Genomic DNA, 25,519 nt, shown 5'->3' on the forward strand with positions numbered 1-25,519 from the left:
AGGACATCCCATGTTTGTCGAAATCGAAGAAATCGCCAAGGAATTCGGGACCGAACGCGCCCTGCACCCGGTATCGCTTTCGATCCCCTCGGGCGCGCTGATCGCGCTGCTGGGGCCCTCGGGCTCGGGCAAGACGACGCTGCTGCGCATCCTTGCGGGGCTTGAGTTTCCCACCTCGGGGCGGGTGCTGTTCGACGGGACGGACGCGACCGGCATGAGCGTGCAGGAGCGTCGCGCCGGCTTCGTGTTCCAGCATTACGCGCTGTTCCGGCACATGACCGTGTTCGAAAACGTCGCCTACGGCCTGCGCGCGCGCAAACGCCACGAGCGCCCGACCCGGGCCGAGATCGGCCGGCGCGTCAACCGGCTGCTGGACCTGATCCAGCTTCCCGATATCGGGTCGCGCTATCCCAGCCAGTTGTCCGGCGGCCAGCGCCAGCGGGTCGCGCTGGCGCGCGCGCTGGCCATCGAGCCGCGCATGCTGCTGCTGGACGAGCCGTTCGGTGCGCTCGACGCCAAGGTCCGCAAGGAGCTGCGGCAGGGCCTGCGCGAGATCCACGACACCACGGGCCTGACCACCGTGTTCGTGACGCATGACCAGGAAGAGGCCATGGAACTGGCCGACCTGGTGGTCGTCATGTCGATGGGCCGGGTCGAGCAGGTGGGCAAGCCGGCGGATATCCGGGCACGCCCCGCCAGCGATTTCGTCCGCACCTTCACGGCGGCCTAGGAATGGCTGGATGCGATGTGCCCGCAAACCCCAGCAGGTGCTTCGGCCTGGCTTCGTGCGGCGTTGTGGTTCACGACGATGCCGGTGCGGGGCAGGGCGGTGGCCGGTATCGCCGCCGGATGGTCGCTGCGTACCGCCGCGCCGAAATGGGCCTGCGTCTGGCGTAACCACCCCGAGGCGCAATGCCGGTTGCGGACAATCGTCATGCCTGCGCCCTGGAACGGCTGGTCCGACCCGGCGTGGCAGGCCCTTCTGCATCAGCGGTTGCACGAGGTCGGACTGGAACCGGATGGGCCGGACCCCCGGCTTCTTGCGCAGGCCGAGCGGGAAATCCTTGCCCGGCTTGCGCCCCCCTGGACGAAACTGATGACGGGACAGCACAGATGAGCGGTGTGACACTCGACCGGATCGACCGGAAAATCCTCGACCAGCTGATGCATGACGCGACGCTGCCCATCGCGCAACTGGCGGAACGTGTCGGGCTGTCCCAGACCCCGTGCTGGAAACGGGTGCAAAAGCTCGAGGCCGCGGGCATCATCACCGGCCGGGTCGCGCTGGTCGATCCCGCGCGGATCGGCCTGGGCCTGACTGTCTTCGTCGAGATCGAGGCCCCCGACCACACGCCGGAATGGCGCGCGGAGTTCCGCAAGGTGACCCCCCGTTTCCCGGCCATCGTCGAGGTGCATCGCCTTGCGGGCGATATCGACTACCTTCTGAAGGTGGCCGTGCCGGACATGGCGACGTTTGACGAGTTCTACCTGCAACTGACCCGCGCGCTGCCATGCCGGAACATCACGTCGAAATTCTCGATGGAGACCATCAGGAGCACGACCGCCTGGCCCATCGACGTGGAAACGGTATGAGCGTCATGGCGCCCGGCCGGGCACCTGTTCAAAACGGGAAAAACAGCGGGATGACCACCACCGCGAGCGCCGCGAAGATGATGTTCAGCGGCAGGCCGACCTTCAGGAAGTCGCGGAACTTGTAGCCGCCGGCGCTGTAGACGAAGGTGTTGGTCTGGTACCCGATGGGCGTGGCGAAGCTGGCCGAGGCGGCGAACATCACCGCCATGATGAAGGGCCGCGGATCGAAGCCCAGCTCCAGCGCCAGCGCGATCACGATGGGGCCGATCAGCACCGCGACCGCGTTGTTCGAGATCATCTCGGTCAGCACGCTGGTCAGGACATAGACCGCCGCCAGGATCGCCAGCGGGCCGACCCCGCCAACCGCGCCCACCACGGTTTCAACGATGACCCGCGCGGTGCCGGTCTGCTCCATCCCCATGCTCAGGCCCAGCATCCCGAAGATCAGGAACAGGATGCGCCAGTCGATCGCATCGAACGCCTCTTCCGGGTCGACGCAGCGCGTCAGCATCACCACCACCGCCCCGATGACGGCCAGCCCGGCAATGGGCAGCACGTTCAGCGCGGCCAGCCCCATCACGCCGAGGATCGTCAGGACCGCAATCGGTGCCTTGGCACGGCGCATCGCCCGCCCGGACGGGGCGGACAGGTTGATGATCCCGCCATCCTCCATCAGCCGCTGGATGCCTTCGGGCGGGCCCTCCAGCAGCAGCGTGTCGGCGAATTGCAGCCGCAGGTCGTCGATCCGGTCGGAAATGTTGCGGTCGTTGCGGTGCACCGCCATGACGTAGATCCCGTATTTGCGCCGCAGCCGGAGATTGCCCAGCTCCTGCCCGCGCAGGTGCGAGTTCGGCCCGACGCTGGCCTCCATCAGCACCGTCTGTTCCGCGGTCACCGGTTCATAGCCGCGGTCGGCGATATCGCGGAATTCGATCCCGCCATCCTCGCGGAAGCCCAGGATCTCGCCTGTGTCGGTCTTGATGACCACGCGGTCGCCGGCGCGCAGCACCAGATCGCCCAGTTCCCGCCGCATCGAGACCTCGCCCCTGATGACGTCTAGCACGCGCGACTGCGCGGTGTTGAACGGCAGATCGGCCAGCTTCATGCCGACATAGCGCGACTCGGCCGGGATCAGCAGCCGCGCCATGAATTTCCGCTTGCCCTCCTGCCCCAGAAGGCTCGACAGCGAGGCACGGTCCGGCAGCAGGAAACGCCCGGCGAACACCATGTAAAGCATCCCGACAGTGGCGAAGATCAGCCCCGGCAGGGTCATCTCGAACATCGAGATCGGCGGCTGGCCGGTATCGCGCGCCACCCCGCTCATCAGGATGTTGGTCGAGGTGCCGACCAGCGTCAGCGTGCCGCCGAAGATCGCCGAAAAGGACAGCGGGATCAGCAGCCGCGAGGGCGCCACCCCGACCGACGCCGCCACGGAAATCATGATCGGGGCCAGCAGGATCACGACCGGCGTGTTGTTCATGAAGGCCGAGGCCGCCATCGTGCCGAACATCATCAGCAGGATGGTTCTGAGATACGATCCGCGCGCCTGCCGTTGCAGGAAATCCCCCAGGATCGTGAGCACCCCGGTACGTTCCAGCGCCGCCGATATGATGAACATCATGGCGATGGTGATCGGCGCCGAGGAGCTGAAGACCGCCAGGAAATCGCCGGTGTCGATGATCCCGGTCGCCAGCAACGCCGCCGAAGCCGCGAGCGCGGTCACCTCGGGGGGGTAGACCTCTTTGAAAAAGCTCAGGAATACCACCCCGAGAAGCACAAGAACGAAGATCTGGTCGAGACTCATGGACAGGGTTTCCCGGGCGATGAAGTTATTACGCAATAAACGATAACTTTAATCGTGTTTTCAACCGGGAACTGGTTGCGCCACGAAAAACTGCCGTCTGGACGCCGCGCCCAAAGGGTATTTCGTGATGCGAAAGAGCGGATGCCCTTTTCGGCACGGCTTTTGTCCGGGGGGCACAGCCCGAAGGGCTCCTATACGGGACAGGGCTGCCGTCAACTGTGAACACGCAAATGACCGCCTTGGCAAGACGATGGAACCTGTCGCAGTCCCGTGCGCATCGGTTTTTCGCGACGCGAACACCGGATATACATCGATGTCGCGGTGGTCATTTGACCTGATACTCATCGTTGTAATTCCACCAACTGTAGGGAGAGTTCTGCGGATAGCCGTCCGGCGAGTCCTCCCAGGTTTCCTGCCGCCCGAGCGCGGTCATGTCGAGCCACGACCACGTCGTGACGAACTGTTCGTCGCCCCGTTCGTTCACGAAACAGGTGCGGCAGATGCGATCGCCGACCCGGATGAAGGCGTTATGGCCGTGCCATTCTGCGACGTCGAAATCGGCGTCGAAATCATCGGTCAGCGTGTACCAGGGGATGTGATCCCAGCCCATTCTCGCCTTGATCCGGGCGAGATCGGTCTGCGGCCCACGCGAGACGTAGACAAAACTCGTCCCGCGCGCGTGGAGATGGGCCAGGTTCGGAACGTGATCGGCCATCAACGAGCAGCCGACGCAGCCCTGGGCCGGCCAGCGCTTAACCCCGGGGTCCATGAAAGCGCGATAGACGATCAGTTGGCGCCGTCCGTCGAAGAGGTCCGCGAGCGATACCTCGCCGTCCGGCCCGACGAAGCGGTAGGGCTTGGTGACCTCCATCCACGGCATGCGCCGTCGTTCCGCGGCCAGGGCATCCCTGGCACGCGTCAGCGCCTTTTCCTTTGCCAGAATGGCCTTGCGGGCAGCATCCCATTCCGTACGCGCAACGATTGGTGGCGTTTGCATGGCCTTTCATCCCTTCCCGGTTTTCCGCCGGCCGGCGCCGCCGGGTCAGCCCGTCGGCATTTCGTCAAATCGGGTCAGCGCCGGATCGAGCACGTCCCACGCCAGCGCGCGGCTTGCATAGGTCACGATCCTCGGCGCGAATTGATCGCGCTCGTCCAGCAGAACCGGATTGATCGCCGTGATCCCGGGATTGGCCGGAAAGGTCACATGGGTGGGCGTGCCGCACTCGGGGCAGAACGCCTGGTGCTTCTCGATTCCGCTGTCGCCGGTGACTGACCAACTCGTGGTCTTGCCGTCGACCTTTACCGCCCCCGGCCCGGCGAACACCATGAAGGAGCTGTGCCCGGTGCCGGAACGCAGCTGGCATTGCCTGCACTGGCAGTGCAGTTCGGCCACTGAGTTCCCGCTAGCCCGGATGCGGACGGCGCCGCAGGCGCATTGGCCGTGATGGATTTTGCTCATTTCGCTCTCCCTGATGGATGGGTGTCGAAGGTTTCAGAGGTCCAGGCCGGTCCCGGTCTCGAGGAAGGACTTCATGCTCGAAAGGACCAGCGGCCATCCCTTGCCGATGCCCTTGGCCATGCTGCTGCCCGGCTGAAGTTGATCGTGCGTGACGGTGAGCCGCGCCATGCCGTTCTCCTGCCCCTCGATCTCGAAGGTGACGCGGCTTTCCTCGTCCGGGTCGCCGGCCTTGGACGCAGCCGACCAGGTGATGACCAGCTTGTGCGGAGGCTCGGCCAGAACGACCGTACCGACGATTTCGACCGGTCGTTCGTCGTTGGCGCGGACATGCTCCCATGACGCGCCGGGCGTCCAGGCCGAGACGTTCTCGTGCCCCCAGTAGCGCCGCGCGACCTCGGGCATGGTAATCGCCTCGTAGATCTTCTCGGGTGTCGTTCGGATGTATGTCACGTAGACGAAACTCGCGGACTTGTCGGTCATATCCTCGCTCCTTTCCAGGTTGTGTTTGAGGTCGTAGAGCAGGCCCAGGCGGCCCGCCTCGAACTTGCGGACCCAACGTTCGTAGACGTCGTGCAGCGGGACCGGGTTGATGAAGTGAAGCTTCTCCCGCCCCCGGCGCGCGGTGCTGATCAGATTGGCGTCTTCGAGCAAGCCCAGATGCTGGGTCACGGATTGCCGGGTCATGTCCATGGACTCGCAAAGTTCGCTGAGTGTCCTGCCGTTCTTTGCGTGCAGCCGGTCCAGAAGCTGCCTGCGCGCCGGATCCCCCAGCGCCTTGAACACCCTGTCGTCATCGTTCGGAGCATCTGCCATGCGCGATAATAGGCAGGTAAATGCCTGCATGTCAAGTGCAGGTATTTACCTGCCTGAATTCGATGGGCCGACGTTCATGCCTGATCAAAAGATCGCAGGTTTGAGCTCCAAACCGACCTTCAGCTTGTCATGAATCGGCGCAGCCGCGCGGCGGGTGCAGATAAGGTGTTTGCCCTCTAGCGGCGGGCAAACCGGGCCAGGGCACAGCGGCGCCCGAAGGGCAAATGCCCTGACGATCTATAAGTTGAGATTACTGGTCGGAGTGAGAGGATTCGAACCTCCGGCCCCTGCCTCCCGAAGACAGTGCTCTACCAGGCTGAGCTACACTCCGACCGTGGCGCGTGCATTACCCGTGCCTTGCGCCATTTGCAAGGGCTATCGCACAGGAAATCGTCCGCGCGGCGCGGCTTGCGTGCAACCCTTGCCGCGGGCAAGATCGGGGCGCGGGTGGTGGGGCCTATGGATCACGTTCTTTCCCTGATTGGCGGTATCGGCATGTTCCTTCTGGGGATGGAGGTCATGACCGCCGCGTTGCGCGATGCGGCGGGCCGCGATCTGCGGGCGGTGCTGGCGCGGTTCACCACCACGCCGCTGCGCGGTGTGCTGACCGGGGCGGGGGCCACGGCGCTGATCCAGTCGTCCAGCGCCACAACGGTGATGACCGTCGGATTCGTGGGTGCGGGGCTTTTGTCCATGCCGCAGGCGCTGGGGGTGATCTTCGGCGCCAATATCGGCACCACGGCGACCGGCTGGCTGGTGTCGATCCTGGGGTTCAAGCTGCAGCTCGATGCGCTGGCGATGGTGCTTCTGCTGCCGGCCAGCCTGACGCTGCTGCTGGGCCGGGGCGGGGTGGCGCGGGCCGGGCGTGTGGTGGCGGGGCTGTGCCTGCTGCTGGTCGCGCTGGCGCTGATGCAGGCGGGCGCGGCGGACCTGACCGGCTGGCTGACGCCCGAAAGGCTGCCGGGGGCCAGCCTGGGCGGGATGCTGGCGCTGGCCGGGCTGGGGCTGGCAGTGACGGTGCTGATGCAATCCTCGAGCGCGGCGATGGCGCTCGCGCTGGTGCTGCTGGACAGTGGCGCGCTGACGCTGATCCAGGCGGTGGCCATCGTGCTGGGCATGAATATCGGCACCACCTTTACCGCGATCCTTGCCTCGGTCGGCGGGTCCGGCCCGATGCGCCAGACGGCGCTGGCCAACCTGCTGTTCAACCTGGGCACCTTTGCGGTGGCCTTTCCGCTGGTCTGGCTGGGGGCCGGGCTGATCGCCGGGTTCGGTGCGCGTCATGACGCGATGACCGTGCTGCTGGCGATGCATACCGGGGTCAACATGCTGGGCGTTGCGCTGTTCCTGCCGGGGACCGCGCGTTTCGCCGGGTTCCTGGCCCGGCTGGTGCCCAACCCGAAAGAGCCGCCGCTGGTCACGCTCGACCGGGGGATGCTGCGCGATTCCGAGGCCGCGCTGGTTGCCGCGCAGACCGCGGCGGATGCGATCGCGGCGCGGCTTTTCGCGGCGCTGGGGGCGGCGCTGGATGCGCGGCCGGATTACCGGGGGCTGTCGGCGCTGGCCGCCTGCGACGAGGCCATCGAGGAATTGCGCGGGTTCCTGCAGAACATCCGCCTGCCCGAGGGGCGGCAATCGGCGGAACAGGTCTATTCCGCGCTGTTGCACCAGCTCGACCACCTGACGCGGATGCGCGCGCGGACACAAAGCCGGGGGCATTTCACCGCCCTGATGGACGACCGCGTGCTGCGCCGGCCGGCGCTGGCCACGGGGGCCTGCCTGCGGCGGCTGGGCGCGCAGTATTCCCCGCGCGAGGCCGCGCGCCTTGCCCGGTTGCAGGCGCTGATCGAACATCGCCAGTCACGGCACAGGCGCGGGCTGCTGCTGGGGGAACATGCCGGGATGTATGCGCTGGGGGATGTGTTTTCGCATACCGACGCGATGCGGTGGCTGCTGCGCACGCTGCACCATGCGGTGCGGGTGGCCGAGTATCAGCGCCAGGCGCGCGCCGGGTTGCCCGCGGCCCCCGAAAAGGCCGCGGGCTGAGATCGTTCAGACGCTCGCGTCCAGCGCGGCGACGACCGCATCGCCCATTTCCGAGGTCGAGACCGGCGTCACGCCTTCCTCGCCCAGCAGGTCGGCGGTGCGCAGCCCGTCGGCCAGCACCTTTTCCACCGCTGCCTCCAGCCGGTCGGCCTCGTCGCCGAGGTCGAAGGAATAGCGCAGCGCCATGGCAAAGCTCAGGATACAGGCGATCGGGTTCGCCTTGCCCTGACCGGCGATGTCGGGGGCCGAGCCGTGCACCGGCTCATAAAGCGCCTTGGGCCGGCCATTGGCCATCGGCGCGCCCAGGCTGGCCGAGGGCAGCATCCCCAGCGACCCGGTCAGCATCGCCGCGGCATCCGACAGCAGGTCGCCAAACAGGTTGTCGGTCACGATCACGTCGAACTGCTTGGGCCAGCGGCACAGCTGCATGGCGCCGGCATCGGCATACATGTGGCTGAGCTCGACATCCGGGTATTCCTCGTCATGGACCTTTTGCACCACCTCGCGCCACAGCACGCCCGATTCCATCACATTGGCCTTTTCCATCGAACAGACCTTGTTGCCCCGGCGGCGGGCCAGTTCAAAGGCCGAGCGCGCCACGCGCTCGATCTCGGATTCGGTGTAACGCTGGGTGTTGATGCCCACGCGTTCGTTGCCTTCCTCGAAGATGCCGCGCGGCTCGCCGAAATAGATGCCCGAGGTCAGTTCGCGTACGATCATGATATCCAACCCGGCAACCACGTCGCGTTTCAGCGACGAGAAATCGGCCAGCGCGTCAAAGCACTGGGCCGGGCGCAGGTTGGCGAAAAGGTCCATTTCCTTGCGCAGGCGCAGCAGGCCGCGTTCGGGTTTCACGCTGAAATCGAGGTTGTCGTATTTCGGCCCGCCCACGGCGCCCAGCAGCACGGCGTCGACGGATTGCGCCAGTTCCATGGTCTCGTCGGTCAGCGGCGTGCCGTGGGCGTCGTAGCTGCATCCGCCGACAAGCCCCTCGCTCACGTCGAATGCCAGGTCGCGTTTGGTGCCGAACCAGTCGATGATCTTGCGCACCTCGGCCATGACTTCGGGGCCGATCCCGTCACCGGGCAGGATAAGAAGCGAGGGGTTGGTCATGTCGTGCTGTCCTTCGTCTGCAAAAGCGTTGCGCGTGGCGTAGCGCCCGGGGCGGGAAGGGTCAAGAAAGCAAAGGGGTCAGCCCTTCGGCCAACAGATCCCAGACCCGCGCGATGCGCGGTGTCCGGCGGGTCGTCTGCGGTGCGGCCAGCCAGACCGGCAGGCCGGGCAGGTCGATGCCGAGGTCAAGGATTTCCAGCGCCGGGTCGCGTTCGGCGATATGGCGCTGCACGAAGCCGATGCCGCAGCCCGCGCGCGCCAGTTCGACACAGGCGGCCTGATCGTCGCAGCGCAGGGCGAACCAGTCGCGCGTCGCGGGAAAACCCGCCGCGCGCATCCCCCGCAGGATTAGGTCGGACCGATCATAGCCGATCAGGTCGTGCCGCATCAGATCGTCCGGTGTGTGCGGGCGCCCGCGCCGGTCGAGGTAGTCGCGGCTGGCAAAGACCGCCACCGGCAACGTGCCCAGGTGCCGCGTGACGATATCCAGCTGCGTGCTGCGAAACATGCGCAGCGCGATATCGGCCTCGCGGAACAGCAGGTTCTCGGCGCTGTCCGAGGGGGCAAGCTCGATCGTGATGCCGGGTTCTTCCCGGCGGAGCCGTGCAAGGATCGGCGGCAGGACGTAGTGCGAGACGACATGGCTGGCGGTGATGCGCACCACGCCCTGCAGCGCATGATCCTGGCCGGCGGCCTGCAGGGCCATACGTTGCGCGGCCTCCTGCATGTGGCGCGCTGCGGGCAGCAGGGCCTGTCCCGCCTCGCTGAGTGTCAGGCCACGCGGATGGCGGATGAAGAGCGCGGTGCCGAACTGATCCTCCAGCGCCCTGATCTGGCGTCCGAGCGTCGGCTGGCTGCTGCCCAGCCGCTGCGCCGCGCCGGACAGGGTGCCCGTTTCGGCCACCGCAAGAAAGGCGGGAACAAGGGACCAGTCGGTGATCTGGGAAAGCTTTTCCATTCATAAATGAATGGTTGGTAGTCGATTTTTGTCAATATTCATTCGCAACAGAATGAATGATCCTGTGGCCATCAAGTGAACCAGGAGAACAACATGTCAGGAACGATTCTCGTCTTGGGCGCCAGCGGGCGCTTTGGCCGCAGCGTGGCGGATGAATTCGCACGGGCAGGCTGGACGGTGCGCGGGTTCGACAGGGGCAGGGACGATCTGGACCGTGCCGCCGCCGGGGTCGACCTGATCGCGGTGGGCTGGAACCCGCCCTATCACAAATGGGCGGCCGAGCTGCCGGGGCTGCACGCGCAGGTGCGCCGCGCGGCCCTGCGCCACGATGCGACGGTGCTGCTGCCGGGCAATGTCTATGTCTTCGGGCCCGGCACCGGCCCGGTCTGGGATGAAACCACCCCGCACCGCGCCACCAATCCGCTGGGCCGGCTGCGGATCGACATGGAGGCGGCCTATCGGGCCGAAGGTGTGCGCACGATCCTGCTGCGCGCGGGCGATTTCCTGGATACCGAGGCCTCGGGCAACTGGTTCGACCGGCTGATCGCGCAGGATATCCGCAAGGGTGTGATCCATTACCCTGCGCCTGTCGATGTGCCCCATGCCTGGGCCTTCCTTCCCGATCTGGCCCGCGCCTTCCACCTGCTGGCCGAACGGCGCGATGACCTGCCGCGGTTCTGCGACGTGCCCTTTCCGGGCTATACGCTGACGGGGGATGATCTGGCCTGCGCGCTGGGCCGGGTCATGGGGCAGCCGGTGCGCATCCGCCCCATGCGGTTCTGGCCGCTGCGCCTGCTGCGTCCGGTAATGCCGGTTCTGGGCGGGGTGTTCGAGATGAAATACCTTTGGAATCTGCCGCACAGCCTGTCCGCTGCCCGTTTCGGGGCGCTTGTGCCGGAATTCGCCGCAACGCCCGTCGATCAGGCGCTGGCCGCCGCGATCGCGCCACTGCGTTAATCGCCGGGCAGCCGGATATCGGCCCAGACCGCCCGGTGCCGGCTGGCCTGCGCGACCGTCCCGGCCATCGGATCGCCCGGCGGCGGCCAGAAAACCCCGCTTGCCACCACCGCCAGGTCGGCGGAGGGCAGAATATAGCTGACCCGCCGCGCGCCCAGCCCGATCCCCGACCAGTCGACCGTGTTCGTCCCAGCGGCACCCATGGGGGCGAGCGGCGCGATCCGCGGATCGGCCAGCAGGGCGTGGATCGCAGTGCGCCGCCCCTCGCCCCGGCCGGGGTCGAGATTGGCATCGCCCGCGATCACGAAAGCTGCCGTGGGGGCGGGGCCGAGATCGCCGTCGAGATAGACCTGCCACAGGCGTATCTCGTCGGCATTGCGCAATCCGTTGCGATCCTCGGGCCCGTCGAATACCGGCGGCGTGGCGTGAAACGCCAGAAGCGACAGCGGCCCCGCCCGCACCGCCCAATGCGCGACCGAGGACAGGCGCTGCACCTCCTGCGCGGCGGGCGAGGGAAAGGGGGTGCCATCGCGGGCGGGCAGCGTCGCGCCCGGCAGGTCGCGCCAGCGCAGCGCGGTGAAATCCCGCGTGGCGTCCTTGTCGATGGGCAGGCGGGACAGGATCAGCATTCCGCCCTGGCCGCGAAACAGGCCATGGCCCTGCGCGTCGCCCGCCCGGTCGCTGCGCCCGTCGCCATCCATGTCCAGCCCGGTGGGCACTCCGCTGTTGGGCGCGCGGGCAAAGCGATGGGCCAGCGGCAGGCCGGCCTCGCGCAGGGCGGTTTGCAGCGCGCGGGCCGTGGCGTGGCCGGCATCGTGATCGACATTCTGCAGCAGCAGGATATCGGGCTGCAGCGCGCTGAGCACCCGCACGACCGCGGCCACCTGCGGGTCGCGCCCGTTGCGGATGTCGCGCAGCAACAGGCCCGGCCCCTCGCGGGTCAGTTCGGCATTGTAGGTAACGATGCGCAGGGTTTCGGCGGGCAGGGGCGCCGCCGCGCAGAACAGCGCGATCAGACCAGCTGATAGGTGCGCGATTTGCTTTCTTCGGCGGCGGGCGTATCGTCGCCCTCGGCTTCGGCCGCGGCATAGGCGCGCTGGCGCTTTTGCAGGATCATCTGCGCGATGCGGTTCATGGCCAGACCGCGGATCATCATGCTGGCCGGCAGAATAGCCCATAGAGACACGACCCAGATCAGCGTTTGCGCGTTTGCAAGGATCATCGGGTCGATCACGCCCGACGCGGCCTTCACACCCGCCGGGAACAGGAATGGCAGCAAAAACCCTAACACGAGGTTAATCAGCCCGTGCCGCTGCAACCGCCGGACGACATCGCTGCCCGCCGTGGGGTCGAAAAGCGGCAGGTTGATCCAGACGTTGAACGCGCCGTGGCGGGCGGGCCAGCCGGCGACATGCACCTGCAGGAAAAAGACGACGACGATGGCGAGAGAGACGAAATAGGCGAAGCCGGCGGCATCGCGCAACGTGTTCACAAGGGTTGCCGGGGCATCGGGCGGCAGCGTCAGCACCATCAGCCGCACCGGCGAAAAGGGCACGTCCAGCCAGCCGCCGGTCAGCCGGGCGACCGCGGCGCCGATCGCGCCGATGGTGCTGTTCGAGGTGGCATCGGCGCACACCGCGCTCAGCACCGCGACGCTCAGGAACAGCGCGCCGAACCGCAGGCGGTTGATGGGCGGGGCATAGCGGAATTCCACAAGGCTGGGATAGGCGCTGTTGTATTCCAGGAAAACCAGCAGGGCGATGACGATGGAAACCAGCACGACGATCTGCGAGCCGTCATGGCTTGCGCTGGGCAGCACAAGCGCGGGCAGTGCCACGAGCACAGCCACAAGAGCGGCGCGAAAAAGCGCGTTGAATACCTGAGCGATCACTGCCCGTTCCCTTCAACCTGGCCGGGCGCGATGCGTTGCCGCGCCCTTTTCCCAAACTGATGCCGCCGGTGCCGGCGGTCTGCCTCATTCTTGCCCAATTGTTGCCTTCTTTCGTCACATTGCTCAAGCGACCCTTACCATTGTGATAATCAATTTGGCCTTTTCATGGAAAAACTGGTGCGGGAATGCATCATTTTTCCCGCGAATTGAATAAACTCGCGTGGTTTCTCAATATCTTGTGGGAAGGAGTTAAATACGCACAAGCGCCGATGGGGCAGGGCGTCCGGGGCCATGCCCGGACGCCGCCACATGGTCAGACCCAGGGGCGTGCCTGGGCGATGCCGGTTTCGAACGCGTCGATCGAGGAGGCCTTTTCCAGCGTCAGGCCGATATCGTCCAGCCCGTTGAGCAGGCAATGCTTCTTGAAGCTGTCCACCTCGAACGGGAACACCTCGCCATCCGACGAGGTCACGGTCTGCGCTTCGAGATCGACGATCATCCGCGCGTTCGAGCCCTTTTCGGCGTCCTGCATCAGCACATCCACCGCCTCCTGCGGCAGGATGATGGGCAGGATGCCGTTCTTGAAGCAGTTGTTGTAGAAGATGTCGGCGAAAGAGGTTGCGATCACCGTCCTGATGCCGAAATCCTTGAGCGCCCAGGGCGCGTGTTCGCGCGACGAGCCGCAGCCGAAATTGTCGCCGGTGACAAGGATCTCGGCCTCGCGGTATTGCGGCTTGTTCAGCACGAAATCGGGGTTCTCGTTGCCTTGCCGGTCATAACGCATTTCCTGGAACAGGCTCACGCCCAGCCCCGACCGCTTGATCGTTTTCAGGAACTGCTTGGGGATGATCATATCGGTGTCGATATTCACCAGCGGCAGGGGCGCCGCGATACCCGTCAGTTTTTCGAACTTTTCCATCAGATCATCTCCCGAACGTCGGTCAGCTTGCCGGTCACGGCGGCGGCGGCGGCCATCGCCGGCGACACCAGGTGGGTGCGGCCCTTGTAGCCCTGCCGCCCCTCGAAGTTGCGGTTCGAGGTCGAGGCGCAGCGTTCGCCCTCGCTCAGCTGGTCGGGGTTCATCGCCAGGCACATCGAACAGCCCGCCATGCGCCATTCGAAACCGGCCTCGCGGAAAATGTCGGCAAGGCCCTCTTCCTCGGCCTGCGCGCGCACCAGGCCCGAGCCGGGCACAACCATCGCGCGCATCCCGTCCTTGACCTTCTTGCCCTTCAGGATCGCGGCGGCGGCGCGCAGATCCTCGATCCGGCCGTTGGTGCAGGACCCGATAAAGACGGTATCCACCTCGATGTCCGACAGTTTCTGGCCGGGCGTCAGGCCCATATATTCCAGCGACCGGCGCGCGGCCTCGACCTTGCCGCCGGAAAAGCTTGCCGGATCGGGCACTTCCCCGGTGATCGGCAGCACGTCCTCGGGCGAGGTGCCCCAGGTCACGAGGGGGGCGATATCCTCGCCCTTGATGGTCACGACCTTGTCCCAATGCGCGTCGTCATCGGAATAGAGCGTCTTCCACCAGTCCAGCGCGGCCTCCCACTGTGCGCCCTTAGGCGCGTGCGGGCGGCCCCTGACGTATTCGAAGGTGGTTTCGTCCGGCGCGATCAGGCCGGCGCGCGCGCCGCCTTCGATCGCCATGTTGCAGACGGTCATCCGCCCTTCCATCGACAGGTCGCGGATCGCCTCGCCGCAATATTCGATCACGTATCCGGTGCCGCCGGCGGTGCCGGTGGCGCCGATGACCGACAGGGTGATGTCCTTGGCGGTGACGCCCGGGCGCAGCTTGCCGGTGATTTCCACCTTCATGTTCTTGGATTTCTTCTGGATCAGCGTCTGGGTGGCCAGCACATGTTCCACCTCCGAGGTGCCGATACCATGCGCCAGCGCGCCGAAGGCGCCATGCGTGGCGGTGTGGCTGTCGCCGCAAACCACGGTCATGCCCGGCAGGGTCCAGCCCTGTTCGGGGCCGACGATATGCACGATGCCCTGGCGGATGTCGTCCACCGGGTAATAGTGGATGCCGAAATCCCTGGCGTTCTGGTCCAGCGCGGCGACCTGGATACGGCTGTCCTCGGGCATCTGGTCGGGGTTCTCGCGACCGGCCGTGGTGGGCACGTTATGGTCGGGCACCGCGATCGTGCGGTCCGGCGCGTGGACCTTGCGGCCGGCCATGCGCAGCCCTTCGAAGGCTTGCGGGCTGGTCACCTCGTGCACGAGGTGGCGGTCGATATAAAGCAGGCAGGTGCCGTCCTCGTCCTGCTGGACGACATGGGCATCCCAGATCTTGTCATAAAGCGTTTTGGGGGACATCGGACCTCTCCGGTTTTCAGATGTTTGTCGGTGGGTAACGGGTATATCGGGGCGCACTCAGCGCCCGGCCGGCATCATAGACGGGCCAGAACGGTATGCGTGGCGCCATAGAACCGCCAGGGCAGGCGGGCGCGATCATCCATGTCGAAAATCCGTGTCATGTCGCACGGGATATACCGGCCCGCCGAGTCTCGCAAGCCTCTATGCCCTTGCCCCGCTGTGCCCCATTGGCCAAACTGCCCGAAAGGACGGTGCGATGAACCCCGAGGAAAGTAACAACCTGGCCGATCAGGCTGCCGAGTTCGCCCAGATCGGCCAGGGCCTGCTGGGCCATGTCGAGGCGTTCGTGCAATCCTTCCTGCGGCCGTGGAACGGCTACCAGATCCTGATCGCGCTGGCGGTGCTGGTGGTGGCGCATTTCGCCGCCAGGGTGCTGGCGGCGCGCTGGGACGCCTGGCTGCGCACGCGCGAGAACTGGCCGATGTGGCGCAAGCGGTTCGGCCTGATGGTGCGCAACCGGATGCGGCTGATCCTGTTCGTGGCGCTGCTCTGGCCGGTGATCTGGATCATGCGCGAACTGACCTGGCCGTCGCGCACCTATCTTCTGGGCATCATCGCGCAGCTTGCGCTGGCCTGGTTGCTGATCGTCCTGGTGTCGCGGCTGATCGTCAACGCCTTCCTGCGCGCCGTCGTGCGCTATGCCGGCTGGACATGGGTAACACTGTCGATCCTGGGGCTGACGGACGAAACCCGCGCGCTGTTGGACAGCATGTCGCTGTCGCTGGGCGACACGCGGCTGTCGGTCTGGATCGTGCTGCAGGCAGTGGCGATCATCGGGGCGCTGTTCTTCGTGGCGCGCTTTGTCTCGGTGACCTCGGCGGGGCGCATCCGCAAGAACCAGGATATCAGCCCCTCGATGCAGGTGCTGGCGGTCAAGTTCCTGCAACTGCTGCTCTATGGCGCGGCGTTCTTCCTCGGGCTGCGCATGGTGGGGGTGGACCTGACCGGGCTGGCCGTCCTGTCCGGCGCCATCGGCGTGGGGTTGGGTTTCGGTCTGCAAAAGGTGGTGTCGAACCTGGTGTCGGGCGTCATCATCCTGCTCGACAAGTCGATCAAGCCCGGCGACGTGATCAGCCTGGGCGAAACCTTCGGCTGGATCAACACGCTGGGCGCCCGCTATACCTCGGTCGTGACGCGCGATGGGCGCGAATACCTGATCCCGAACGAGGACCTGATCACCGGGCAGGTGGTGAACTGGTCGCATTCCAACGATTTCGTGCGGCTGGATATCTATTTCGGCACCGCCTATGGCGACGATCCGCACGCGGTGCGCCGCATCGCCATCGAGGCGGCGAAATCCGTCGACAGGGTGCTGACTTTCAAGCCGCCGGTCTGCCATATCGTCGGTTTCGGCGACAGTTCGGTGGATTACATCCTGCGCTTCTGGATCTCGGACCCGACCGGCGGTCTGACCAATATCCGCGGCAATGTCTACCTGGCGCTTTGGGATGCGTTCAAGGAAAACGATATCTCGATCCCGTTCCCGCAGCGCGAGGTGCGGATGCTGAACGATCCCGCCCGTCTGCCCGACTGAGATGCGCACCGGCGGGGTTCCGCACAATGCCGCAGGGGCCTTGCCGCCGAACGACATTGTTTTTTCACACCCGCGTTGTTACTTTTACCATACGCCCAGCACCGGGGCACGGACGGTGCGCAGCATAGGAGGACAATGTCCTGTCTCTTATCGCAGACGCGGCCGGGGCCGCTGACAACGGGGTGCCGATGACCGGCGCCCGCACGGATGTGACCAGCGATGCCCTGCTGACGAGCATCCTTTCCTCACTGGAAAGCGACAAGGCCGAAGACATCGTGCAGATCGACCTGCGCGGCAAGTCGTCTATCGGCGATTACATGATCGTCTGTTCGGGCCGGTCGTCGCGCCAGGTCACGGCGATTGCCGAAAAGCTGGTCGAGCGCCTGAAGGAGGAATTCGGTATTCCCGTCCGCACCGAGGGCAAGGAAACCGGCGACTGGGTGCTGATCGACACCGGCGACGTGGTGGTGCACGTGTTCCGCCCCGAGGTGCGCGAATTCTACCAGCTTGAAAAGATGTGGCTGCCCAACCATCCGGCATCGGATCAGGCACGGGGCTGAATGCGCGTCCATCTTTGCGCCGTGGGGCGCCTTCGGGCGGGGCCCGAGCGCGCGCTGATCGACGATTATCTCACACGTTTCGACCGCACCGGGCGGGCGCTTGGCCTGGGCCCGGCGCAGCTGCATGAGGTCGAGGACAGGAAGGGTGGCGGCATGGCCGCCGAGGCCGCGCTGCTGGATCGCGCGATCCCCGGCGGCGCGCTGGTCTGCACGCTGGATGAACGCGGCAAACTGATGTCCTCGCCCGATTTCGCGGCGCTGCTGGCGAAATGGCGCGATGCCGGGCGGGGCGACGTGGCTTTCGTGATCGGCGGCGCTGACGGGATCGACCCCGCCCTGCGGGCGCGGGCCGATGCCTCGCTCAGCTTCGGCAGGATGGTGTGGCCGCATATGCTGGCCCGCGTGATGCTGTGCGAACAGCTTTACCGCGCTGCCTCGATCCTGGCCGGCAGCCCCTATCACCGGGCCTGAGTTACGGCGCGTTCCCGGTTTCGCGCCGCCGGTGCCGCAGATGTGCCACCGCGATTACCGCGAACGCCCCCAGCGCCAGAACCGCCGCCCCGGCAAGAAACAGCACGAACCCCGCCACCATCGCCGGCAGCGCGGCCAGCCCCGGCAGCGCCATGGCGACCTGCGGGTTCAGCGCGCCGGTCACCGCGACCCAGCCCATCGCCAGCCCCAGCCACGCCAGCACCAGCGCCAGCGCCGGCCACATCGCGCCGCGCAGGGCAGGGGCCCGCAGGCTGCGCTTCAGCGCCGCCACCTGCCGCGCCACGTCCTGCTGCATCGCCATCAGCGCGGGCACCACGATCAGCACCAGCACCATGCCGAAACCCAGCCCGTAAACCAGCGTGATCACCGTCGGTTTCAGGAACTGCGCCTGTTGCGACCCTTCGTAAAGCAGCGGCGCCAGCCCCAGCACCGTGGTCAGGGTGGTCAGCATCACCGGCCGCAGACGGTCGGCCGTTCCGTCGACGATCGACGGGAACAGACCGCGTTCCTGCCCGTATTCGTCGATCGTCGTGACCAGCACGATCGAGTCGTTGATGATGATCCCGGTCATCCCCAGCAGGCCGACGACCGTGAACATCGACATCGGCACATCCCAGATGTAATGGCCCCAGACCGTGCCGACCAGGCCGAAGGGAATGATCGCCATCACCACCACCGGCCGGGTCCAGCTTGAAAACACCCAGGCCAGCACGATGTAGATCCCCGTCAGGCACAGGATCAGGCCGGTCATCGCGTCGCCTAGGAATTCGTCCTCCTGTTCGCTCAGCCCCGACAGGCGCCATTCGACCTGATGGCTGGCGGCGATGTCGGGCAGGATCTCCTGCTCCAGCGCGCGCATGACCTCTTCGGCGCGGGCGGGATCGTCCTCGGATATGTCGCCGGTGACGGAAATCAGCCGGATACCGTCCTCGCGCCGCACGGTGGAAAACCCGGTGCGCCGCTCGGCGCTGACGATATCGGCCAGCGGCACATAGGCGCCGGTCGGCGTGCGCATCTGCATCCGTTCCATGAAGTCGGCGGTCAGTTCGCTGTCGGGCAGCTCCACGCGGATCTCGGCGCTGCGCGGACCCATCGGGTAGGTCGCGGCCTCCAGCCCGTTCAGGCGGTGGCGCAGCACGCGGCCGATCCCGTCGATGGTGAAGCCCAGCGATTGCCCCTGCGGGGTCAGCTCCAGGATCAGTTCTTCCTTGTCGTAGGCCAGGTCGTCCTCGACCGCCGAAACCTCGGGAAAGCGCAGCAGCGCGGTTTTCAGCGCCTCGCTCGCCGCCTTGAGCGTTTCGGGGCTGGCGCCGTGGAACTGCACGTCCAGCGCCTCGCCGCCGGGGCCGGAACGCCAGCCGCGGAAGCTGACGGTTTCGGCCATCGGGTGCGGCTGCACCGCGTCCTGCAACTCGGCCACGAACTGGAAACTGGAATAGGGCCGCAGGTCGGCGTCGATCAGCTCGACCGAGATACCGCCCAGCAGGTCGGCATCCTTGTTCTCGGTGCCCGGCAGCGCGCGGCCCGAATTGCCGCCGATCTCGGCGATGGCATAGTCGATCGGGTTGCGCCCGTACTGTTCCTCGTACTGCGCGCCCAGGGCCTCGGCCGCGCGTTGCATTTCGCGCATCATCGCCAGCGACTCGGCCCGCGTCGCGCCGGGCAGCATGGCGAAATTGCCGGTCACGCTGCCCTGTTCGGGCGAGTTGAAGAACCGCCATTGCACATCGCCGCGGGTCAGCATCGCCACCTGGCTGGCCAGGACCACCACGGCCAGCCCGAAAACCGGGTAGCGCGCCCAGACCACGAAGGCGATGATGCTGCGGAAGACGTGATCGCGCAGCCAGCGAAAACCGCGGTTCACCACGCGCGAGGGCGCGTCGTACCAGTGGTCCTTGCCGGTATGGGTCAGGGCATGGGCCATGTGATGCGGCAGGATCAGGAAGCATTCCACCAGCGAGGCAGTCAGCACCACGATCACCGTAAAGGGAATGTCCGAGATCATGTTGCCGAACCGCCCGCCGATGGCGGTCAGGCCGAAAAAGGCGATCACGGTGGTCAGCGTCGCGGAAAACACCGGCATCGCCATGCGGCGCGCGGCGTTCTCGGCCGCGGCCTCGGGCGCCTCGCGCAGCCGGCGCGCGCGGGCATCGGCATGTTCGCCCACCACGATGGCGTCGTCCACCACGATACCCAGCGTGATGATCAGCGCGAAAAGCGAGATCATGTTGATCGTCAGCCCGGCGGCATACATCAGCGCGACCGCCGTCAGCATCGACACCGGGATACCCGCCGCCACCCAGAAGGCGGTGCGCGCGTTGAGAAACAGGAACAGCAGCGCCAGCACCAGCCCCAGCCCCATGACGCCGTTGTCGATCAGGATGTTCAGGCGCCCGGTGATATGTTCGGCCCGCGTGCGGATCAGGTCGATGGTGACGCCCGCGGGCAGGGTGGCCTCCATCTCGGCGGCGACCTCCTCGACCTGGCGCTGCAACCCGATGGCGTCGCCCGAGGCCGAGCGGTCCACCCGGATCGACATCGCCGGGTCCGGGCCCACGAAATAGCTGCGGTTTCGCGTCACGCCCTCGGTGCGCACATGGGCCACGTCTCCCACCGTCAGGGTCGAACCGTCGTCGTTCGAGCGCAGGACGATCCCGGCGATCTGGCCGGGGTCGCGCTTTTCCACGCCGGTGCGCACGCGGGTATTGGCGCCGGTGATGTCGCCCGCCGGATCGGTATCGACCTCTTCGGCGATGGCGGCGGCGATCTGCTGGATCGTCACGTCATGCGCCATCAGGTTGACCGACGGCACCTCGACGATGGTCTGCGGCGCGGCAAGGCCGCGCACCGTCGTGCGGGTGACGCCCGCGGCGAACAGCCGGTTCACCAGCTCGTCGGTGAACAGCGCCAGTTGCTCGGTGCCGACCGGGCCGGTGATCACCAGGTCGGTCACGCGGTCGTACCAGACACCGCGGCGCATCTCGGGTTCCTCGGACTCTTCCGGCAGGGTGGTGACGGAATCGATGGCCTGCTGCACGTCGTCCGAGGCGCGGCTCATATCATAGTCGGGTTCGAATTCCAGCCGGATCGAGGCACGCCCCTCGTAGGACGCGCTGGACGAGCTTTCGACCCCCTCGACCGCCAGCAGGGCGGGTTCCAGCAGTTGCACGATACCATGGTCCACGTCCTCGGCGCCCGCGCCCTCCCAGATGACCGAGACCGAGATGTCGTCGACCACCACGTCGGGAAAGAACTGCGCCCGCATCCGCGGCACGGCGGCCATGCCCAGCACCAGCAGCACCACCAGCAGCAGGTTCGCGGCGGTGCGGTGGCGGGTGAAATAGGACAGGATGCCGCCCGCGCTTTCGGGGATCTGGCGCACCATCGCCTAGCCCCCCATCCGGGATTCGAGCCGTTCGACCATCTGCGCGGGCACGCGGGGCTGTTGCAGGCTGGCCAGGATCGAAGACCGGATCTCGTCCGGCATCCCGGGATTGTTCTCGACGAAGGCGACCAGCCGCGCGCGGCGTTCCTCGGTCAGTTCCAGCATCGCGGGCGGGGGCGGGGCGGCCTGCGCGCCTTCCTGCGCCTGGCGCAGCGGGCGCACCTTGATGCCCGGCCCCAGCAGCGGCGATCGTTCGCGCACCACCTCGCGCCCGCCAAGCCCGGGGCCGCGCACCAGAACGTCGTCGCCCTGCCGCCGCACCAGCGTCACCGGCAGGGAGTCAAGCCGGTCCTCGACGCCCAGAACCAGAACCGTGCCATCCGCCGCAAGCGATGTCGCGGGCAGGCGCACCACGTTTTCGACCTCTGGTTCGGTGACGCGGACGGTGACGAAATCGCCGGGCTTGAAGCCGCGCGCCTCGTCCAGCCGGGCAAAGATCAGCCGCCCGGTCTGGCCCTCGCCGACCGCGGCGCTGTCGCGGGTCAGGGTGCCCGTCGCCTCAAGCTCGGCCCCCAGCACGCTGAGCGTGACGGTCACCGGCAGCGGGGCCAGCTCGCCGTTATCGTCAAGCAGCCGGGCATATTGCGGGGTCGAGATGCGCAGCGCGACCTCGAGCGCGCTGTCGTCCACAAGTTCCGCCAGCCGCTCGTTGACCGAGACAAGCCCACCCTCGACCACCGTCACCCCGCTGAGCGATCCGTCGAACCCGGCGCGCATCACGGTATCGTCCAGCCGCCGCTGCGCCTCGTCGCGGGCGATGCGGGCGCGGGCCAGCAGGGTTTGCGCCTGATCGACCCGCGCCTCGGCCTGGCTGACCGCCTGCCGGCGGGTCAGCACCGCCTGCCGCGCCGAGGACGCGGCCAGTTCGGCGGTTTCCACCGCCGCCGCCGTGCCCACGCCGCGCGCCTCAAGGTCGGTTTGCCGCCGGAAGGCGCGTTCGCGCAGATCGGCCTGTTCCTGCGCGGCGGCCAGTTCGTCGCGCGCCAGCACCAACGCGCGGGCGGCCTCGCGCTCCTCGGCCTCGGCATCCAGCAGGTCCGCCGCCGTCCGGTCGTAGGCGGATTGCGCATCGGCCGGGTCGATCCGCAAAAGCACCGTTCCGGCCGTGATCCGGGCGCCTTCCTCGAAATCGGGGGACAGTTCGATCACCGTGCCGCTGGCGGCGGCGCGCAGTTCCAGCGTCCGGCGGCTCTGCACCTGGCCAAAGGCGGTCAGGACGGGGGCGACGGTGCGCAACTCGGCCGGTTCGACATTGACCGTGAAGACGCGCTCGCGCTGCGGGGGCACGACGGCCTCGCGGCTCAGGCGGTCCTGGATGGCGTCACGCAGCAGCGCCCCGGCATAGATCAGAAGCGCCAGGGTGACTGAAACCAGAAACAGCCCCGAAAGGCTTTGCCGCAGAAAACGCATCGTTTTTTCAAACCCTTGCAAGGCGGGACAATGCCCGGCGCCGAAGTGTAACCGCGGCCCGGAAAAAACCAAACCACAAGCATGTTACGCGGCACCGTGCTATTTCCGTCGCTTGTGTTCTTCCAGACGGGGCATAATCTGCACGAAGTTGCAGGGGCCGTGGCGGTAATCGAGCTGGTATTGCAGGATTTCGTCCCACGCATCCTTGCAGGCGCCGGTGCTGCCGGGCAGGGCGAACAGGTAGGTGCCGCCCGCCACGCCGCCGGTGGCGCGGGACTGCACGGCGCTGGTGCCGATCTTGTTCATGCTGACGATGGTAAAGACCGTGCCGAAGGCGTCGATTTCCTTTTCATAGACATCGCGATGCGCCTCGACCGTCACGTCGCGCCCGGTCAGGCCGGTGCCGCCGGTCGAGATCACCACGTCCACGTCGGGGTTTTCCACCCATTCGCGCAATTGCGCGGCGATGGCGTCGCGTTCGTCACGCACAAGCATCCGGTCGGCCAGGATATGCCCCGCCCCCTCGATCCGCTGCACCAGCGTATCGCCCGAGCGGTCATCCGCGATCCCGCGCGTGTCGCTGACGGTCAGGACCGCGATGCGCACGGGGATGAATTCCTTGCTGTCGTCGATGCGTGACATGTCGATCCTGCCTCAGATTTCGAACCAGTTGGGTTTCGGGCCGAGGTTGTGCACCTTCGTATCGCCGATCGTTCCCGACTTGCCCCAGCTGTCGTGGATATGGCCGCACAGCGCGATTTTGGGTTGAAACCGCGCGATTGCGTCTCGGATCGCAACCGAGCCGACCGATTGCCCGCCCGATGTCGTGTCGGCCACACCCTTGGGCGGGGAGTGGGTGATCAGGATATCGCAGCCCTCGGCCCCTTCCAGCATCTTCGCGGCCTCGTCCTCGGACAGGTCGCACGACCACTGGCCGAAGGGCGTGACCGGTACGCCATAGCCCAGCCCGAAGATGCGCAGGCCTTCGGCCTCGGTGGCCCGCCCGTGCAGCACGGTCATGTTGGGCCGGGCCGCGGCGCGCAGTTCCCCGGCGCTTTCGGCATTGCCGGGCACGACGATCATCGGCGCCATGATGCCGCGCAGCATCTCCATCGCGTCCTCCAGCCCCTCGCGCATGTTGCAGAAATCGCCTGCGCCGATCACCAGCCCGGCCTCGGTGCTGGCCTCGGTCAGCGCCTCGGCCCGGTTGCGGGCCAGATGCAGGTCGGAAAACGCAAGGATATGCATCAGGAGGACTCCAGCCGCGCCTTGAGGGTCAGAAGGTCGGCCCATGCCTCGCGCTTGGCCTGCGGCTGGCGCAGCAGGTAGGCCGGGTGCAGCATCGGCAGGGCGGGGCGGCCATAGGCCTCGTGCCACTGGCCGCGCAGCCGGGTGATACCGCGTTTGCCAAGCCCGGCCTGACAACTGGAATTGCCCATCAGCACCACGATATCGGGCTGCACCAGGTCGACATGGCGCTGCACGAAGGGCAGCATCATGGCGATTTCCTCGGGCTTCGGGTCGCGGTTCTGCGGCGGGCGCCAGGGCAGGACGTTGGTGATATAGACCGCTTTGGCCGCATCGTCGGCGTGGCGGTCCAGCCCGACGGCGGCCAGCATCCGGTCCAGCAACTGGCCCGCGCGCCCGACAAAGGGCTTGCCCTCGCGGTCCTCGTCGCGGCCTGGCGCCTCGCCGATGATCATGACGCGGGCGGCGGGGTTGCCATCGGCAAAGACAAGGTTGCGCGCGCCGCGCCGCAATTCGCAATGGTCATAGGCCGCCAGCGCCGCGCGCAGGTGTTCAAGGTCGGCAGCACCCTGCGCCATCTGGCGCGCGATGGCCACGGGGTCGATCCCGGCGGGTTTGGCGGGGGGCGCGGCCTGTGGTGCCGGGCGGGCCGATGTCGGTTTTGCCGGTGCTTCGGTCGGCAGATCATAGCGGTTGACCGGCGCGTCGCCGATGGCGTCGATCGCGCCAAGCTCGACCTGCCAGTCCAGCGCGGCCAGTGCCGCATATGTGTCGGTTGCCGATTCCATGCTTCTAACCTAGGCGCTGGCGCGGTGGGCGAAAAGGCTCAGTCGCGCGGGGCGGCGGCGCGCCGCAGCCGGTCGTTGATCGCCACGCCCAGCCCCCGGTCGGGGATCGGCGCCACGGCGATGCCCGCGATGCCGGGCCGGTCGAGCGTGTGGAGGTGGCGAAACAGGTTCGCCGCCGCCTCGACCAGGTCGCCGGTTTCCGAGAGGTTCAGATCGCACTCCATCGCGCCGAAGCCCAGCAGCACCTCGCCCGGTTCGGCGCGTTCCGCGTTCAGCCGGACCCGCGCGCCGGGCGCGTAGTGCGAGCCGAGCTGCCCCGGCGCGGTGATTTCGCCGCCGGTATGCGTGGCCAGTGCTGCGCCCAGAACCGCCCCGATCGCCTCGGCCGGGATGCCGCCCGGACGCAGCAGGGTGGGCGTGCCGGCCAGCCCGACGATGGTGCTTTCCAGCCCGACCGCGCAATCGCCGCCGTCGATCACCGCGTCGATCCGGCCCCTGAGCCCGGCCAACACATGCGCGGCGCTGGTGGGGCTGATCCGGCCCGACGGGTTGGCCGAGGGCGCCGCCACCGGCCCGCCGAAGACGCGCAGCACCGCCTGCGCCAGCGGATGCGCGGGCACCCTGAGCGCCACGGTGTCCAGCCCCGCGGTGACCAGCGGCGACAGCCCGTGCCCGTCGCGCAGCGGCAACACCAGCGTCAGCGGGCCGGGCCAGAACGCATCGGCCAGTTTCTGCGCCGCATCCGTCCATTCCACGTAATCGCGCGCGCGGGCGGCGTCAGGCAGGTGCACGATCAGCGGGTTGAAGCTGGGCCGCCCCTTGGCTTCGTAGATGCGGGCCACGGCGCGGTCGTTGCGCGCATCGCCGGCCAGCCCATAGACGGTTTCGGTCGGCAGGGCGATAAGCCGCCCCTCGGAAAGCAGTTCCGCGGCGCGGACGATGCCCGCCTGATCCCAATTCAGAAGCTCCGTTTCAGCCATGCTCTGACGCCGCGTTTTTGTTGATGCCGGGCGTCTTCGGATT

The 25,519-nt window shown here is 66.9% G+C and carries 24 protein-coding genes and 1 tRNA gene; 8 read left to right on the forward strand and 17 right to left on the reverse strand.

What is annotated here, in order from left to right; all coding sequences use genetic code 11:
• The first annotated feature begins 10 nt into the window (after positions 1 to 10).
• From F3H87_RS01695 to F3H87_RS01710, 3 genes are all read left to right on the forward strand, one after another.
• Entirely contained in the window at positions 11 to 730 is a 720-nt protein-coding gene (locus F3H87_RS01695) for a sulfate/molybdate ABC transporter ATP-binding protein (RefSeq protein ID WP_149786752.1), read from the forward strand.
• A gap of 99 nt (positions 731 to 829) precedes the next feature.
• Positions 830 to 1,117 carry a hypothetical protein gene (locus F3H87_RS21745; RefSeq protein WP_149786751.1) on the forward strand — a complete coding sequence of 96 codons (288 nt, stop codon included), beginning with the start codon at positions 830 to 832 and terminating at the stop codon, positions 1,115 to 1,117.
• Positions 1,114 to 1,593 (forward strand): Lrp/AsnC family transcriptional regulator, encoded by a 480-nt coding sequence (locus F3H87_RS01710; RefSeq protein WP_149786750.1) that lies wholly within the window; start codon positions 1,114 to 1,116, stop codon positions 1,591 to 1,593. The genes F3H87_RS21745 and F3H87_RS01710 overlap by 4 nt, the downstream gene beginning before the upstream one ends.
• A gap of 28 nt (positions 1,594 to 1,621) precedes the next feature.
• Here the strand turns inward: F3H87_RS01710 and F3H87_RS01715 are convergent, their stop codons facing one another.
• The 5 genes from F3H87_RS01715 to F3H87_RS01735 all read right to left on the reverse strand — a co-directional run bounded on the left by F3H87_RS01715 (position 1,622) and on the right by F3H87_RS01735 (position 6,000).
• Positions 1,622 to 3,397, reverse strand: coding sequence for an SLC13 family permease (locus F3H87_RS01715; protein ID WP_149786749.1), 1,776 nt, complete (start codon positions 3,395 to 3,397; stop codon positions 1,622 to 1,624).
• Positions 3,398 to 3,722: 325 nt separating this feature from the next.
• Positions 3,723 to 4,394, reverse strand: a complete 672-nt coding sequence (locus F3H87_RS01720) for a DUF899 domain-containing protein (RefSeq protein WP_149786748.1) — start codon at positions 4,392 to 4,394, stop codon at positions 3,723 to 3,725.
• A gap of 45 nt (positions 4,395 to 4,439) precedes the next feature.
• Positions 4,440 to 4,856 carry a GFA family protein gene (locus F3H87_RS01725; protein WP_149786747.1) on the reverse strand — a complete coding sequence of 139 codons (417 nt, stop codon included), beginning with the start codon at positions 4,854 to 4,856 and terminating at the stop codon, positions 4,440 to 4,442.
• 33 nt (positions 4,857 to 4,889) lie between these two features.
• Positions 4,890 to 5,639 (reverse strand): ArsR/SmtB family transcription factor, encoded by a 750-nt coding sequence (locus F3H87_RS01730; protein ID WP_262974973.1) that lies wholly within the window; start codon positions 5,637 to 5,639, stop codon positions 4,890 to 4,892.
• A 284-nt stretch (positions 5,640 to 5,923) separates the two neighbouring features.
• Positions 5,924 to 6,000 (reverse strand) — tRNA-Pro (locus F3H87_RS01735).
• A 77-nt stretch (positions 6,001 to 6,077) separates the two neighbouring features.
• On the opposite strand from F3H87_RS01735, the gene F3H87_RS01740 reads away from it, so the two are divergent.
• Entirely contained in the window at positions 6,078 to 7,715 is a 1,638-nt protein-coding gene (locus F3H87_RS01740; protein WP_223227937.1) for a Na/Pi cotransporter family protein, read from the forward strand.
• A 6-nt stretch (positions 7,716 to 7,721) separates the two neighbouring features.
• Here F3H87_RS01740 and leuB read toward each other — a convergent pair whose 3' ends face one another.
• Positions 7,722 to 8,828 (reverse strand): 3-isopropylmalate dehydrogenase, encoded by a 1,107-nt coding sequence (leuB, locus tag F3H87_RS01745; RefSeq protein WP_149786746.1) that lies wholly within the window; start codon positions 8,826 to 8,828, stop codon positions 7,722 to 7,724.
• Between the two features lie 61 nt (positions 8,829 to 8,889).
• A complete protein-coding gene (locus tag F3H87_RS01750; RefSeq protein WP_149786745.1) occupies positions 8,890 to 9,786 on the reverse strand; it encodes a LysR family transcriptional regulator in 897 nt (298 codons plus the stop codon).
• Between the two features lie 93 nt (positions 9,787 to 9,879).
• Here F3H87_RS01750 and F3H87_RS01755 point away from each other — a divergent pair, with 93 nt between their 5' ends.
• The gene (locus tag F3H87_RS01755) at positions 9,880 to 10,743 is read left to right on the forward strand and encodes a Rossmann-fold NAD(P)-binding domain-containing protein (protein ID WP_149786744.1); all 864 of its coding nucleotides are present in this window, start codon (positions 9,880 to 9,882) and stop codon (positions 10,741 to 10,743) included.
• Here the strand turns inward: F3H87_RS01755 and F3H87_RS01760 are convergent.
• The 4 genes from F3H87_RS01760 to leuC form a co-directional block, all read right to left on the reverse strand.
• Positions 10,740 to 11,663, reverse strand: a complete 924-nt coding sequence (locus F3H87_RS01760; RefSeq protein WP_223228825.1) for an endonuclease/exonuclease/phosphatase family protein — start codon at positions 11,661 to 11,663, stop codon at positions 10,740 to 10,742. The genes F3H87_RS01755 and F3H87_RS01760 overlap by 4 nt on opposite strands.
• Before the next feature lie 92 nt (positions 11,664 to 11,755).
• Positions 11,756 to 12,634, reverse strand: coding sequence for a hypothetical protein (locus F3H87_RS21910; protein ID WP_223227938.1), 879 nt, complete (start codon positions 12,632 to 12,634; stop codon positions 11,756 to 11,758).
• A 313-nt stretch (positions 12,635 to 12,947) separates the two neighbouring features.
• On the reverse strand, positions 12,948 to 13,553 hold the full coding sequence (leuD, locus tag F3H87_RS01770) for a 3-isopropylmalate dehydratase small subunit (protein WP_149786742.1): 606 nt from the start codon (positions 13,551 to 13,553) through the stop codon (positions 12,948 to 12,950).
• Positions 13,553 to 14,959, reverse strand: a complete 1,407-nt coding sequence (leuC, locus tag F3H87_RS01775; RefSeq protein WP_149786741.1) for a 3-isopropylmalate dehydratase large subunit — start codon at positions 14,957 to 14,959, stop codon at positions 13,553 to 13,555. Before leuC ends, leuD begins: the two co-directional genes overlap by 1 nt.
• 256 nt (positions 14,960 to 15,215) lie before the next feature.
• On the opposite strand from leuC, the gene F3H87_RS01785 reads away from it, so the two are divergent.
• From F3H87_RS01785 to rlmH, 3 genes are all read left to right on the forward strand, one after another.
• Complete coding sequence (locus tag F3H87_RS01785; RefSeq protein ID WP_149786740.1) at positions 15,216 to 16,553, forward strand: mechanosensitive ion channel family protein; 1,338 nt, start codon at positions 15,216 to 15,218, stop codon at positions 16,551 to 16,553.
• Positions 16,554 to 16,741: 188 nt separating this feature from the next.
• A complete protein-coding gene (gene rsfS, locus F3H87_RS01790) occupies positions 16,742 to 17,113 on the forward strand; it encodes a ribosome silencing factor (RefSeq protein WP_149786739.1) in 372 nt (123 codons plus the stop codon).
• Entirely contained in the window at positions 17,114 to 17,584 is a 471-nt protein-coding gene (rlmH, locus tag F3H87_RS01795) for a 23S rRNA (pseudouridine(1915)-N(3))-methyltransferase RlmH (protein ID WP_149786738.1), read from the forward strand.
• Position 17,585: 1 nt separating this feature from the next.
• On the opposite strand, the gene F3H87_RS01800 is transcribed toward rlmH, so the two are convergent.
• The 6 genes from F3H87_RS01800 to F3H87_RS01825 all read right to left on the reverse strand — a co-directional run bounded on the left by F3H87_RS01800 (position 17,586) and on the right by F3H87_RS01825 (position 25,476).
• The gene (locus F3H87_RS01800; protein ID WP_149786737.1) at positions 17,586 to 20,990 is read right to left on the reverse strand and encodes an efflux RND transporter permease subunit; all 3,405 of its coding nucleotides are present in this window, start codon (positions 20,988 to 20,990) and stop codon (positions 17,586 to 17,588) included.
• 3 nt (positions 20,991 to 20,993) lie between these two features.
• Positions 20,994 to 22,460, reverse strand: coding sequence for an efflux RND transporter periplasmic adaptor subunit (locus F3H87_RS01805; protein WP_149786736.1), 1,467 nt, complete (start codon positions 22,458 to 22,460; stop codon positions 20,994 to 20,996).
• A gap of 99 nt (positions 22,461 to 22,559) precedes the next feature.
• Complete coding sequence (gene moaB, locus F3H87_RS01810; RefSeq protein ID WP_149786735.1) at positions 22,560 to 23,102, reverse strand: molybdenum cofactor biosynthesis protein B; 543 nt, start codon at positions 23,100 to 23,102, stop codon at positions 22,560 to 22,562.
• A gap of 12 nt (positions 23,103 to 23,114) precedes the next feature.
• On the reverse strand, positions 23,115 to 23,708 hold the full coding sequence (locus tag F3H87_RS01815; protein WP_149786734.1) for a metallophosphoesterase family protein: 594 nt from the start codon (positions 23,706 to 23,708) through the stop codon (positions 23,115 to 23,117).
• Positions 23,708 to 24,496, reverse strand: coding sequence for a uracil-DNA glycosylase (locus tag F3H87_RS01820; RefSeq protein ID WP_149786733.1), 789 nt, complete (start codon positions 24,494 to 24,496; stop codon positions 23,708 to 23,710). The genes F3H87_RS01815 and F3H87_RS01820 overlap by 1 nt, the downstream gene beginning before the upstream one ends.
• 38 nt (positions 24,497 to 24,534) lie before the next feature.
• The gene (locus tag F3H87_RS01825; RefSeq protein ID WP_149786732.1) at positions 24,535 to 25,476 is read right to left on the reverse strand and encodes an L-threonylcarbamoyladenylate synthase; all 942 of its coding nucleotides are present in this window, start codon (positions 25,474 to 25,476) and stop codon (positions 24,535 to 24,537) included.
• Positions 25,477 to 25,519: the final 43 nt, after the last annotated feature.

The organism is Lutimaribacter pacificus (assembly GCF_900142185.1).
Taxonomy (GTDB): Bacteria; Pseudomonadota; Alphaproteobacteria; order Rhodobacterales; family Rhodobacteraceae; genus Lutimaribacter; species Lutimaribacter pacificus.